The sequence below is a fragment of the Chryseobacterium sp. KCF3-3 genome, assembly GCF_045865955.1.
Lineage (GTDB): Bacteria > Bacteroidota > Bacteroidia > Flavobacteriales > Weeksellaceae > Chryseobacterium.
Genome location: NZ_AP035792.1, coordinates 3714200 through 3728354 on the forward strand (window position 1 = coordinate 3714200; position 14155 = coordinate 3728354).

11 protein-coding genes are annotated in these 14155 nt (G+C 36.6%); 8 read left to right on the plus strand and 3 right to left on the minus strand.

Going from position 1 to position 14155, the window contains the following annotated elements; genetic code table 11:
• Window positions 1-19: 19 nt before the first annotated feature.
• The 3 genes from ACKTTZ_RS16670 to ACKTTZ_RS16680 all read right to left on the minus strand — a co-directional run bounded on the left by ACKTTZ_RS16670 (window position 20) and on the right by ACKTTZ_RS16680 (window position 3911).
• Complete coding sequence (locus ACKTTZ_RS16670) at window positions 20-1600, minus strand: MFS transporter (RefSeq protein WP_051934342.1); 1581 nt, start codon at window positions 1598-1600, stop codon at window positions 20-22.
• Between the two features lie 187 nt (window positions 1601-1787).
• Complete coding sequence (locus ACKTTZ_RS16675) at window positions 1788-3167, minus strand: porin (RefSeq protein ID WP_253317230.1); 1380 nt, start codon at window positions 3165-3167, stop codon at window positions 1788-1790.
• 327 nt (window positions 3168-3494) lie between these two features.
• On the minus strand, window positions 3495-3911 hold the full coding sequence (locus ACKTTZ_RS16680; protein WP_034696257.1) for a helix-turn-helix domain-containing protein: 417 nt from the start codon (window positions 3909-3911) through the stop codon (window positions 3495-3497).
• Window positions 3912-4071: 160 nt separating this feature from the next.
• Between ACKTTZ_RS16680 and ACKTTZ_RS16685 the strand changes: the two genes are divergently transcribed.
• The 8 genes from ACKTTZ_RS16685 to argH all read left to right on the plus strand — a co-directional run bounded on the left by ACKTTZ_RS16685 (window position 4072) and on the right by argH (window position 12819).
• Entirely contained in the window at window positions 4072-4761 is a 690-nt protein-coding gene (locus tag ACKTTZ_RS16685) for a GNAT family N-acetyltransferase (RefSeq protein WP_034696255.1), read from the plus strand.
• Window positions 4733-5929 carry an argininosuccinate synthase gene (locus ACKTTZ_RS16690; RefSeq protein ID WP_034696251.1) on the plus strand — a complete coding sequence of 399 codons (1197 nt, stop codon included), beginning with the start codon at window positions 4733-4735 and terminating at the stop codon, window positions 5927-5929. Before ACKTTZ_RS16685 ends, ACKTTZ_RS16690 begins: the two co-directional genes overlap by 29 nt.
• A gap of 52 nt (window positions 5930-5981) precedes the next feature.
• Window positions 5982-6947, plus strand: coding sequence for an N-acetyl-gamma-glutamyl-phosphate reductase (gene argC / locus ACKTTZ_RS16695; protein WP_253317231.1), 966 nt, complete (start codon window positions 5982-5984; stop codon window positions 6945-6947).
• A 91-nt stretch (window positions 6948-7038) separates the two neighbouring features.
• Window positions 7039-8178, plus strand: a complete 1140-nt coding sequence (locus tag ACKTTZ_RS16700; RefSeq protein WP_253317232.1) for an aspartate aminotransferase family protein — start codon at window positions 7039-7041, stop codon at window positions 8176-8178.
• A gap of 201 nt (window positions 8179-8379) precedes the next feature.
• Window positions 8380-9336 (plus strand): N-acetylornithine carbamoyltransferase, encoded by a 957-nt coding sequence (locus ACKTTZ_RS16705; protein WP_034696248.1) that lies wholly within the window; start codon window positions 8380-8382, stop codon window positions 9334-9336.
• Window positions 9337-9404: 68 nt separating this feature from the next.
• Window positions 9405-10199 (plus strand): acetylglutamate kinase, encoded by a 795-nt coding sequence (gene argB, locus ACKTTZ_RS16710; RefSeq protein WP_034696339.1) that lies wholly within the window; start codon window positions 9405-9407, stop codon window positions 10197-10199.
• Complete coding sequence (locus ACKTTZ_RS16715; RefSeq protein ID WP_407846058.1) at window positions 10174-11256, plus strand: M20 family metallo-hydrolase; 1083 nt, start codon at window positions 10174-10176, stop codon at window positions 11254-11256. The genes argB and ACKTTZ_RS16715 overlap by 26 nt, the downstream gene beginning before the upstream one ends.
• A gap of 258 nt (window positions 11257-11514) precedes the next feature.
• Window positions 11515-12819 (plus strand): argininosuccinate lyase, encoded by a 1305-nt coding sequence (gene argH, locus ACKTTZ_RS16720; RefSeq protein WP_407846059.1) that lies wholly within the window; start codon window positions 11515-11517, stop codon window positions 12817-12819.
• The last annotated feature ends 1336 nt before the right edge of the window (window positions 12820-14155 follow it).

A 14155-nucleotide genomic window follows, 5' to 3' on the forward strand; every position in this document is an offset into this window, starting at 1 on the left:
AATTTGAGTGATTCAGTACCTAATCGTGAAGATTATTGTTCTTATTTTTAAGATAAAATAATCCGATGATCAAACACACTGTAGCGACTCCAATCGGATACCAAAGCCCTTCCAGATACCATGTCGCATGTCCTGCTTCTTTTCCTGTGGTTACCAGATAAGTTGCTACCGCCGGAAGAAGTCCACCGAAGACTCCGTTCCCAATATGGTAAGGCAATGACATTGAAGTGTAACGGATTCTCACAGGGAACATTTCGACAAGGAAAGCAGCGATTGGTCCATATACCATAGTCACAAATATCACTTGAATGAATACAAGGAAGATAAGATACCATTTGGTGTCATCACTTAATTTTAAACTTTGAGAAACTTTGGCTTCCTCAGCTTTTCCGTCTTTCATGACAACTCCTGCAGGCGACCAGTGAACAATACTGTCTTTTTTGATTAAGGTTCCATCGGTATAAAGAGTTTCTTTGTGAAAAGTAACTAAACTGTCTGTTGCAATATCATTGTGGATTTTTGCCGTTCTTTTTTCGGTAATCCCGTTGGCTGCAACCGTTTTATTTTCGAGGTTGACACTCTTGAACATGCTGTCATAAATGGGTCTGTAGGCTAAAATAGCAACTAACATTCCGGTCATCATCACCGCTTTTCTTCCGATTTTATCAGATAGCCATCCGAAGAATACAAAAAAAGGTGTTCCTAAAAATAAAGCCGTTGCCATCAATGAATCCACTTGTGCAGATTCTACATTCATTACTTTTTGAAGGAAACTCATCGCATAGAACTGCCCTGTATACCAGATTACCCCTTGTCCCATCGCTGCTCCGAATAAAGCCAATAGGACAAACTTGAAGTTATATTTATTTCCAAAACTTTCTTTTAAAGGATTTTTAGAGGTTTTACCTTCGCTTTTGGCTTTCGCAAAAAGAGGAGATTCCTTCATATTCTTTCTGATGATGTAAGATACAGCAACCATTAGAATAGAAATCCAGAATGGAACTCTCCATCCCCAGGTATCGAATTCTTCTGCAGACAGCGTTGTCTTAGTGATGAGAATGACAATTAATGAAATGAAAAGTCCGGCTGTTGCAGTCGTCTGAATCCATGAAGTCCAGTATCCACGGCGATGAGGTTGGGCATATTCTGCAACATACGTGGCTGCACCTCCATATTCACCTCCTAAAGCAAGTCCCTGAAGTAATCTTAAAATTAAAACCAAAACCGGAGCCATAAAGCCAATGGTTTCATAACTTGGAATACATCCGATCAGGAACGTGGAAAATCCCATAATCAGTAACGTAACAAGGAAAGTGTATTTTCTTCCGATAATATCTCCCAGTCTCCCGAAAAATAATGCTCCGAAAGGCCTTACCACAAATCCGGCAGCAAAAGTTGCCAAAGTAGATAAAAAGGCAGCTGTAGGATTGTCAGCAGGGAAAAATTTGGTAGCTAAAACAACGGCCAAACTTCCAAAAATGTAGAAGTCATACCATTCTATTAATGTTCCGAGGGATGAGGCGGTGATCACGCTCCAGATGGTGCGGTTTTTCTGCCTGTCGGTCATATTTTCGTAGGTTTCGTGATGATTTTCACTCATATCGATTAGTTTTTGATGTTAGTGGAATAGGATTTAATTTGAAATTGTTTTAAACCATTAAGGGTTTTTAAGGGGTTAAGACTAATTAAGATTATAGCTGAAGCATTTTATTCAGCGGTATACTTTATCCATCTTTGATGAAGCTTAACTTATCTTAAATTCTTTACTCTTCTTAATGGTTCAGATTTTAAAGGTAGATTTGAAACTGTACAATAAATTCCCCTTTAGAAGACGGGCTTTCTGTAGGACTTGTATAAACAGGTCTTGTTGAATATTGCGTTGTGATTTTCGCATGATGCCCGTCTATGAACCAGTTGGCTCCCACATCAAACTGTGATGAAGATTTATCGAAAGCCTCAAAACTTTTGTGCGTATAAGCGGCAAAAGGTTGTATTCTGATTTTTGGCTTTTCTGCCTGACTTGGTAATAGTAAACCAGCCTGTGCGTAGATAATATTACCTGTTCCGATGGTCGGTTGTAGATTTCCTGGTCCTGCAATGGCTTTATTGCCGATGAAATTAGGATCTGATGCCCCAATATTCATCGTTCCCAGATTTCTTACATAGTTGGGGCCAAAATTGTAATTATAATATCCTGCATATGCTGAAACGGCCATTTTGTTTTTCGCTTCTCCCAAAGGAATGTCTGCGAAAGCATCTACTGCGAAAAGAGTGATGTCATGCTTTTCAATATTTGAATTGACGGAAGTTCTTGTTCCATCAGCCTGATGATAAAAACCGGCTCCTACATTGAATACTTTTTTCGTCCCCAGATAAGACCCTACTTTGAAAGGCAGTGTATTGGATTCTTCATCAAGGAATTGATATTCAACATATCCTGCCTTTGAGAAACTTGGGTTTCCGTTGTTATCTACGGCTACAGCTTTTGAAGGATCTGTTACATTCACAGGAATAAGATCTGTGGAGAAAGGTTTGTTTAAGCTGAAACGATACTCCAGTTTTCCGTATTTTCCTTTAGCAAACATTCCCAGTTGTCTTGCAAACTGGTCGGAATTGTCAATCAGTGGCCATGAAAAAACAGGAGAATCTAATGTGAGGAAATTAAGCGTAGAAGCCATAGTCATACGGGAAAGTCCCATATAGTAATGAAGTCCCGCCCCTAAAGTTAAACTGAATTTTCCTGCTTCTCCAGGTAAAATAACTGCGTATTCGTTCCAGGCATCATGAAAAAATAACTGGGTTTTCTTTCCGTTTCCATAACCGCCTGTGCCTGAAGTTCCTGAAGCGCCACCGTTAATGAATGTCTGATTGTTGATTCCGAAATGAAGGAGAATCATGTATCTTTTAGAAATTTGAGCATACGTTAAAGCACGTAATCGTCTGTTTCCCAGGCTCCATGAATTGTCGGTAGGTTCGCCTCCTACCATAGTTCCGGGGTTCATGGAAGTGTTTCTTAGCCAAAACTGGTCCCATAAAATAAATCTGACGAATTTATCACCGTTTTGGTTGAGGTTAATTTTTAAGCCATTGCCATAATCAGGAGAGCCTTGTGAGTAGGCAGAACTGCTGATTAAGGCTAATCCAATGAATGTAAGTAATTTCTTCATAAATTATCAATTTTTGGCGTTGTTTTTTGTGAATGCCAAATTGTAATTAATAATTTGTTTATGAAAATTTAATATATATTATTGGTAATAGTATAGTTATGATTGGTGAAGCTTTGAGTTTCGGGGTGAAGGATTCGGGTTTCGGGATTCGGGTTTTTGTAATTCGGGATTCGATATTTTAAAATTATAATTTTTAATAATTTGATATACAATATTTTGTGAGGATGTTTTTCCCTTGATTTTTAAACCTCGTAACCCGCAATGTTTTCATAGTCGCATTATATAACTCGGATCCTGTACCCCGTAACTCGCACCCCGAACCATGCACTACTTTTTAAATCTTTCCCATTTAATCAGCATGTATTTATCTGCAAACTGGGTGATGATAATTCCGGAATTTTTAATGTTTTCCTCCTGTGCAATGTATTCAATGAGTTCGCTCTGTTTCAGGATTTTATAGACAGGATGGAATTCTGAATGAGGAGGTCTTGTGATGTTGTATTTTTTAATCCATGAGCTTATTGTAACATGGGAAACTCCGATGATTCTTTCGATTTCACGGTAACTTAAGCCTTCTAAATAAAGCTGAAGAGCTTTGGTGACATAGTAATCATCAATTTGTTTTCCCAGTTTTTTGACGGTAAAATAATAGTTGCAGTCTTTGCAGTGGAAGCGTTGTTTCTCATTAATGATACCGCTTTTTACTACTTTGATACTCTTGCATTTAGGACAGGTGTTTTCCATAACTATATTATTTTAGCAAATATATAATAAATTAGCAAATGTATATTTTTCTGTAAAGATAATTTTACCTGCTTAAAATTTTAAAACAAAAAAAATATCTTTTTTATTTGGATTTAAAAGAAAATATATTTTAAATTTGCCAAAAAAATTAGATAAATAAATGGAAATAGAAATTTCCTCATGCGAACATCTAATGTATGTGAGTGAAATACAGCAGGAAATGTACGATTCTGCACAGCGTAGAGGGACGGGTATCGCAAAACGTTCTATAGAATATTTGAGTAAGAAGATTTCAGAAGGCAATGCTGTGGTAGCCACTGAAAACGGCGAGTGGGTAGGTTTCTGTTATATAGAGACCTGGTCACATGGGAAGTTTGTGGCCAATTCGGGGCTGATTGTGTCACCGAAATTCAGGAACGGAGGAGTAGCTACTCAGATTAAGCAGAAAGTTTTCCAATTATCTAGAGATAAATATCCGGATGCGAAAGTATTTGGTTTGACAACAGGTTTGGCAGTAATGAAAATCAATAGTGATTTAGGCTATAAGCCGGTCATTTATTCTGAACTGACTCAGGATGAGGAATTCTGGAATGGTTGCAAAAACTGCGTGAACTATGAGATTTTAATGATGAAGGAACGCAAAAACTGTCTGTGTACAGCCATGTTATTTGTTCCTGAAAATGATAAAAAAAAAGATGAGGTAGTAGATAATCTGCCTGAAAGTAAATATTTTGAAATGAGTCAGGCTGATTTTGAGTATTCTGCTCAGAATTCGATTGATGAGTTCCATTTGACAATTAATAAAAATAAAAAGAGTCCAGATGAAAAAGAAAGTCATCTTAGCGTTTAGCGGAGGTTTAGATACTTCCTACTGTGCTAAATATCTTAGTGAAACACTAGGATATGAGGTGTATGCAGTTACTGTAAATACCGGAGGTTTTTCAAAAGAAGAGGAAAAAGAATTGGAGAGAAAAGCTTTAAACCTTGGGGTAAAAGAATACAGGTGCGTTGACGCTCAGGAAGATTATTATAATTCATGTGTGAAATATCTGATTTTCGGGAATGTACTGAAAAACAATACCTATCCTCTTTCTGTAAGTGCTGAACGTACTATTCAGGCGCAGGAAATTGCAAAATATGCTATTGAAGTACAGGCAGATGCTATTGCTCACGGAAGTACGGGAGCTGGAAATGATCAGGTTCGTTTTGATCTGATTTTCCAGGTGATGTGCCCGAATATTGAAATCATTACACCCATCCGTGATATGGCTTTGTCCCGTGAAGAGGAAATTGAGTTTTTGAAAGAACATGGTTATGAAATGGAATTCCAGAAAGCGCAATATTCTGTCAATAAAGGACTTTGGGGAACTTCAGTAGGAGGAAAAGAAACATTGACATCAAGGAATTATCTTCCGGAGGAAGCTTTTCCGTCTCAAATTAAAGAAACTCAGCCTTCAGAACTGGAGATCGAGTTTAAAAACGGAGAAGTGGTAGGAGTCAATGGAGAAAGCTTTGAACATTCAGTATATGCCATTCAAAAAATAGAAGAATTGGCTTCAGCATATGGAATTGGTCGTGATATTCACGTAGGAGATACCATTGTTGGAATTAAAGGACGAGTAGGATTTGAAGCAGCAGCGGCATCGGTGATTATCAAAGCGCATCATTTATTGGAAAAGCACACTCTTTCAAAATATCAGCAAATGATGAAGTCTCAGTTATCCGATTGGTATGGAAACTGGCTTCATGAGGCACTTTTCTTAGATCCTGTGATGAGAAATATTGAGTCTTTCTTAGTAGATTCTCAGAAAACAGTGAGTGGAAAAGTATTTGTAACGCTTCACCCATACAGATTTATTTTGAATGGAATTGAATCTGCTCATGATCTGATGTCTGATAAATTCGGAAGCTACGGAGAAGCTAACAGAGCGTGGACGGGAGAAGATGTAAAAGGATATACTAAGATTGTAAGCAATTCTTTAAATATATACCATCAGATTAACCAAAATATCAACTAGTTCCGAAGGGACGATATAATGAAAGGCAGAACAAAATGCTGTCAGAATTAAAATGAAGAAAACAGTAGGAATAATTGGTGCCAACGGTTATACAGGAAGTGAGCTGATACGCTTACTGGCTTTTCATCCCCATGTGACATTGAGTTTTTTATATAGTCGTTCGAATTCGGGAACAAGAATTTCGGATCTGTACCCGGATTTAACGACGGTTTGTGAAATGGTTTTGACGGACAAACCTGAAGACGTAGATATTCTTTTTCTGTGTCTTCCGCATAAAGAAAGTCAAAACTGGTTAACTCAGAATCCTGTTAAAGATGAAACATTGGTGATTGATCTTGGAAACGATTTCCGTTTGGAAGGAAATTTCGGAAACAGAGATTTTATCTACGGATTGCCTGAAGTCAATAAAAACCAACTGGTGGGTGCTAAAAGCATCGCGAACCCGGGATGTTTTGCTACGGCCATTCAATTGGCATTGTTGCCATTGGCAGAAAAAGGAGTGTTAAATGAAGTTTTTACTACAGGGATTACAGGTTCTACGGGAGCTGGACAATCTCTGCAGGCTACCACTCATTTTACCTGGAGAAATGATAATGTTTCAGCGTACAAAACATTAACTCATCAGCATGTTGATGAGATTTTGCAGCAGCTGATTTCATTCAATAATAAAGAAGTAACCCTGAATTTTGTTCCATGGAGAGGAGATTTTGCAAGAGGGATTTTTACAAGTTCCACCATGAAGACGGATTTGACGTTGGAGGAAATAGAACAATTGTATCAGGATTTTTATGCGGAGGAGCCTTTTGTTACGGTAAGTAGCAGGGCAGTTGATTTAAAGCAGGTTGTCAATACCAATCGCTGTGTGATTCAAATCGAAAAGAGTGGAAATGTTGTCGTTATTCACTCAGCGATTGACAATTTGTTAAAAGGTGCTTCGGGACAGGCTGTTCAGAATATGAATCTGGCGATGAACTGGGAGGAAAATGCAGGATTGAACCTGAAACCGATAGCATTCTAATATAGAAAGTAGATTGATGTATGGGAACTCGAAACCCGAATCCCACATCCAGCATCATTCATTATTTATCAATTATCACTTATAAAAAGACATGAATTTATTCAACGTATATCCATTATTCAACATAAATCCGGTAAAAGCTCAGGGATCATTTCTTTGGGATGATAAAGGAGAGCAGTATCTTGATTTTTACGGAGGTCATGCTGTGATTTCTATTGGTCATAATCACCCGCATTATCAGAACAAACTGAAAGATCAGCTGGAAAAAATATCTTTCTATTCTAACTCTGTTCAGAATGAATTACAGACTGAACTGGCAGAGAAATTAGGAAAGCTTTCAGGATATGAAGATTATAACCTTTTCTTATGTAACTCTGGAGCGGAAGCGAATGAAAATGCATTGAAATTGGCTTCTTTTCATAACGGAAAAAGTAAAGTACTTTATTTCTCAGGTTCATTCCATGGAAGAACTTCTGCAGCGGTTTCTGTGACTGATAATCCAAAAATTGTTGCTCCGGTTAACTTCTCCGAAAGATTTATCAAATCAGAATGGAATGATGTAAAACAGCTAGAAGAAACCTTTGAACAATTTGGGAATGAAATTTCATCCGTAATCATCGAAGGAATTCAGGGAGTAGGAGGAATTATGATTCCAACTCCGGAATTTTTATCTAAAATCAAAGAATTGTGTGAAAAATATGATGCCGTTCTTATTTTGGATGAAGTTCAGTCCGGATACGGAAGAAGCGGATATTTCTTTGCGCATCAGGAATTTGGTGTAGAAGCAGATATTATTACGACAGCTAAAGGAATGGGGAACGGATTTCCTGTTGGCGGAGTTTTGATTCATCCTAAATTCCAGGCAAGCAACGGTTTGCTGGGAACTACATTTGGAGGGAATCATCTGGCTTGTGCTGCTTCAATTGCTGTTCTGGAAGTTATGAAAGATGAAAATCTTCTTGAAAATGCTCAACAGATGGGTGAGTATATTGAAAATGAAATTAAAGATTTACCACATATTAATTCCATCCGAAGGAAAGGATTGATGATCGGAATAGAACTGGACAGAGACTGTTCGGAAGTAAGGAAAGAACTCCTTTTCGGTCATCATATTTTCACAGGAAACTCGAATGATAAAACAGTGTTGAGGATTCTTCCGGCGCTGAATATCAAAAAAGAGGAAACAGATCTTTTCATCAATGCTTTGAAAGCAGTGTTGGGAAGTATTTAAGATGTAAAAGGCAAAATAGCAAAAAGGTACTGCGTTTGTCATTCTGAATGTAACGAAGTGAAATGAAGAATCTCTTACAATATAACAACGCAAGATTCTTCCTTCGTCAGAATGACAAAACAAATGTCAATTGTTGAGTGAAACGCCCTTGCGTTAAAACTCTCAAAAATGTGTAAACACAATCTTTAAAATCAATTCAAAATGAAAAAATTTACCTCTGTAAGTGATGTAGAAAACTTACAGGAAATCATAAAAAAAGCTTTACAGATAAAAGCAGATCCTCTTACTGAAACGCAAAAAGGAAAGGGGAAAACAATCGGACTTGTATTTTTAAACTCAAGTTTGAGAACCCGTCTGAGCAGTCAGATCGCAGCTCAAAACCTAGGGTTGAATGTATTGACCTTAAATGCCGCACAGGAAGCCTGGAATCTTGAATTTGCAGATGGAGCGGTAATGAATGGTGATACTGTAGAGCATATCAAAGATGCAATCGAGGTTTTAAATCAATATTGCGATATCATTGCAGTACGTTGTTTTGCAGGAATGAAGAGTAAAGAAGATGATGTGAATGAAAGCATCTTAAGCCAGTTTGAAAAACACGCAAAAGTTCCTGTGATTTCATTGGAATCTGCTACACGCCACCCACTGCAAAGCTTAGCAGACTGTATTACCATTACAGAAAACTGGAAAAAAGACCATAAACCAAAAGTGGTATTGACCTGGGCGCCCCATATCAAACCTATTGCTCATGCCGTTGGAAATTCTTTCGCAGAATGGATGCAGGAAATGGATGTGGAATTGGTAATTGCCAATCCGGAAGGGTATGATTTGGATAAAAACTTCACAAAAGATGTGAAAGTGATCCATGATCAGGATGAAGCCTTGAAAGATGCAGATTTTATCTATGTGAAAAACTGGTCTTCTTTTGATGACTATGCTGCAATGCCTGAAGTAAAAGGCGACTGGATGCTTACGAATGAAAAATTAGCCAATACCAACGCTGCGAAAGTAATGCACTGTCTTCCGGTTCGTCGTAATGTAGAGCTGAGTGATGAGGTTATGGATGGAGATCATTCTATCATCTATCAGCAGGCGAAAAACCGAATTTTCTCTGCACAGGCAGTGTTTAGTGAAATTTTAGATGAATTAAAAGCCTAAAATAATCCTTGTCAAGGTTTTAAAAATTGACAGGGATAGAAAGAGGTAAGGATCTCAAAAAGTTGACAATGAAAGAAAAGTTATACATCATAAAAATTGGAGGAGCTTTAATTGATGATGAGGAATTATTAAACCAATTCTTAGAACAATTTTCTGAAATTCAGGAAAAAAAGATCCTTGTTCATGGCGGTGGAAAGCTGGCAACAACACTGGCGGATAAACTGGGCATCGAACAGAAAATGATCAACGGAAGGAGGATTACGGATAAAGAGACATTGGATATTGTAACGATGGTATATGCGGGAGGAATCAATAAAAATATTGTTGAAAAGCTGCAGCAGAAAAAATGCAATGCCATAGGATTCTCAGGAGCGGACGGAAATCTGATCAAAGCTAAAAAAAGAGAACATCCTGAAATCGACTTTGGATTTGTAGGAGATATCAATAAGAAAAGTGTGAACAGAAAGCTGGTTTCAAAACTCATCAAGCTGGACCTTGTTCCTGTGTTCTCTGCGATTACCCACGATAGAAAAGGAAATCTTTTCAATACCAATGCGGATACCATTGCTTCTGTGATGGCGCAAGCCCTTTCAGAGAAATATGAAGTTGAATTGTTGTATTGTTTTGATAAAGAAGGAGTTTTAGAAGATGTAAACAATCCTGAATCGGTGATCAAAAGTGTAACTGAGGAAGATTTTACTGTATTAAAAGAAGAAGGGAAACTTCACAAAGGGATTTTACCCAAACTTGAAAATGCTCTGGGAGCCATAAAAAATAATGTAGACAAAGTGTTTCTGATCAAAGAAACAGAATTGAAAAACCATATAGAAAATCATCATGCAGGAACTGAAATCTGTTTATAATAAAGAAGAGCTATTGAATAATGCGGTCGGATTGCTTAAAAATTTGATTGAGATTCCTTCATTCAGTAAAGATGAGTTCAATACGTCGGTAGAAATTGAGAATTTTTTCAAAAAACACCAGATTCCTACCAAACGTTTTAAAAACAATATCTGGGCGGTAAATAAGCATTTTGATGTTTTTAAACCTTCCATTTTACTGAATACCCATCATGATACCGTAAAGCCTAACAAAGCTTACACGCTGGATCCGTTCATTCCTGTAGAAAAAGAGGGGAAACTGTTCGGATTGGGAAGTAATGACGCAGGAGCTTCTTTGGTTTCTATGGCACAGGTTTTTTTGCATTTTTATGATAAAGAAGATTTAAAATATAATTTAGTTATTGCTTTGACGGCAGAGGAGGAGATTTCAGGGTTTGATGGAATAGAAGCTTTGTTTCCGCAGCTACCCAACGTAGAACTCGCTATTGTAGGAGAACCCACGCAGATGAATCTGGCGATTGCAGAAAAAGGACTTCTTGTAATTGATGGAGAAATGAAAGGTACTCCTTCTCATGCCGCTCATCCTAATGATGATAACTCGATTGTAAAATGTATGCAGGATCTGCAGAATATTTTAGACTTTAAATTTCCAAAGGTTTCAGAATATCTGGGAGAAGTTAAGGTTACTTTATCCGGAATTCATGCAGGGGTACAGCATAATGTTGTTCCTGAGTCGTGCAATTTTACACTGGATGTAAGGGTAACAGACGAATATTCCAATCAGGAAGCGTTTGATATCATTCAGTCTCAGATGAAATCTACGTTAACGGCCAGATCTTTCAGACTGAATTCCTCCAAAATCGAAATGGATCATCCGTTTGTAAAAGCAGGAATTGAAATCGGAAGAACCACCTACGGTTCACCAACCTCTTCAGATCAGGCGATCATTCCATGTACATCGGTAAAAATGGGACCTGGAGACAGTAGGCGCTCTCATACTGCAGATGAATTTATCTATATCCATGAAATAGAAGAAGGAATAGAAATTTACATCAGAATTTTAGAAAAAGTGTTATAAAAATGGAAGATGAGTGTAGGAAGAGGGAAGTTATTGCAGTATGTTATTAGCTTCCGGCTTCCAGCCTCAGGCTTTCAGCCCAATATATGTTTTGACTCCGCCCGGCAGGCACTATAAGTTTAGTTTTTAATAAGATTTATGCAAAAAGAAAATTAGAAATGAAGGCTTTACATAAGGAAATGTTTTTTTATAGTTAATAGTAATAAGGATTGCCTTGCCGGGCTTGTCAAAACCCATCAGTATTTTAAATCAAAGAATATGAAAAAAATATGGCAGAAGGATGACCTTGCCACCAATATATTAGTCAATAGCTTTACAGTCGGTAAAGACCTTGACTTTGACGAACGTTTAGCGAAATATGACGTAAAAGGTTCTATGGCCCATTGCAAAATGCTGGCAGAAACCGGAATTATTACAAAGGAAGAATCAGAACAGATGTTATCTGTCTTGAACAGTATTTTAAATAAAATTGAAGAAGGTAGTTTTGAAATTGATAAAGATGCTGAGGATATCCATTCTCAGGTAGAAGCCATTCTCATTGAAGAATTAGGCGATACAGGAAAGAAAATCCATACAGCAAGATCACGAAATGATCAGGTTTTATTGGATATAAAATTGTACTTATTGGATGAAATCCGTGAAATTACAGCGCTTACAGACGAATTTTTTCAGATTTTAATTCAACTGGCAGATCAGCATAAAAACGTTCTGCTTCCGGGATATACCCATTTGCAGATTGCGATGCCTTCATCATTTGGATTGTGGTTTGGAGCTTATGCCGAAGCGCTTTTGGATGATGTGGAAATGCTGTTTTCCGTAAAGAATATCATTAATAAAAATCCATTAGGATCGGCGGCTGGTTATGGTTCATCTTTTCCAATCAATCGTGAAAGTACCACTTATAATCTAGGCTTTCAGTCGATGAATTATAATTCGGTATATGCTCAGATGACCCGTGGAAAGTCGGAAAAAATGCTGTCAATGGCAATGGCTACTTTAGCAGGAACGCTTGGAAAATTTGCTTATGATGTTTGCCTGTATTTAAGTCAGAATTTTGACTTTATTAGCTTTCCAAAGGAATTTACCACAGGGAGCAGCATTATGCCTCATAAAAAGAATCCGGATATCTTTGAGTTGGTTCGTGCACGATGCAACAGAATCCAGTCACTTCCCAACGAATTGATTCTTTTGACAAGTAATCTGCCTTCCGGTTATCACAGAGATGTACAGTTGACGAAAGAGATACTTTTCCCGGCAATAGATTCTTTAAAGGAATGTCTGGAAATCTTAAGCTATACTTTACCCAATATTCAGGTAAAAGACGGAATTCTGGAAGATGAAAAGTATAAATATCTTTTCAGTGTAGAAAAGATCAATGAAGAAGTGAAAAACGGAAGTTCATTCCGTGATGCTTATGTAAAAGTGGGGCAGGAAATTGAAAACAACGAGTTTGAATTTGAGCCTGGAAATCTTGAACATACCCACCAGGGAAGTATCGGAAATCTTTGCCTGGATAAAATAGAATATCAGTTCAATAAACTGAAAAATAAATTATTGGGTTAGAATCTAAGCCATTAAGGTCATCAAAACTTAGGCAATATCAGTAGAAGTTCTAAAAATAATTTTTAGCCTGCTGTCTTTTCGTTGTGAACCTTAATCTTTAATAAATCTTAATTGCTTAAGTGATCTTGATGGCTGGATTGTAATTCCGCTCTTTGAATTTGATGATTGATAAATTGAACCATTAAGGAAAATAAAGACTTGAAGGGAAGTTAAGAAAATCTGTGATTTTTTTAGCCGTAAAGCTTTAAAATTCGCTTGCGAATTCCTTAATAATTCTTCACCACTTAAAAACTCTTAATGGTTTAAAAATAAAAGGACTTACTCCCAATTAGTTTTAAGGTATATTTTCAACTTTTGAAAGTATGCTGCATAAAATTTTATCGGAGATAAAATCTTAGCGCCTTACAACATAAAGTTTATAAATTTCTTTTGCGTCTTTGCGTTTTTTCTAATAAAATATCAGAAAAAACCTGTTGGAAAACGCCAAGGCGCAAAATAATAATGATTCATCTTATTTCAAGACGCAAGAAAATCAAAGATTTTCAGCAATTGAAATAGGAATTAATAATGAGTTTAAAATAGAAGAATTATTCCAGATCAATTCTTAATGGCTTGATTGTAATTCCGCTCTTTGAATTTGATGATTGATAAATTGAACCATTAAGGGAAATAAAGACTTGAAGGGAAGTTAAGAAAATCTGTGATTTTTTTAGCCGTAAAGCTTTAAAATTCGCTTGCGAATTCCTTAATAATTCTTCACCACTTAAAAACTCTTAATGGTTTAAAAATAAAAGGACTTACTCCCAATTAGTTTTAAGGTATATTTTCAACTTTTGAAAGTATGCTGCATAAAATTTTATCGGAGATAAAATCTTAGCGCCTTACAACATAAAGTTTATAAATTTCTTTTGCGTCTTTGCGTTTTTCTAATAAAATAAAAGATCAGAAAAAAGTCTGTTGGAAAACGCAAAGGCGCAAAATGATAATGATATATATATTCTTTTCAAGAACGCAAGAAAATCAAAGATTTTCAGCAAGTAAAATAGGAATAAATAATGAGTTTAAAATAGAAGAATTATTCCAGATCAATTCTTAATGGCTGGATTGTAATTCCGCTCTTTGAATTTGATGATTGATAAATTGAACCATTAAGGAAATAAAGACTTGAAGGGAAGTTAAGAAAATCTGTGATTTTTTTAGCCGTCAAGCTTTAAAATTCGATTTAAAATTCGCTTGCGAATTCCTTAATAATTCTTCACCACTTAAAAACTCTTAATGGTTTAAAAATAAAAGGACTTACTCCAAATCAGTTTTAAGGTATATTTCCAACTAGTGA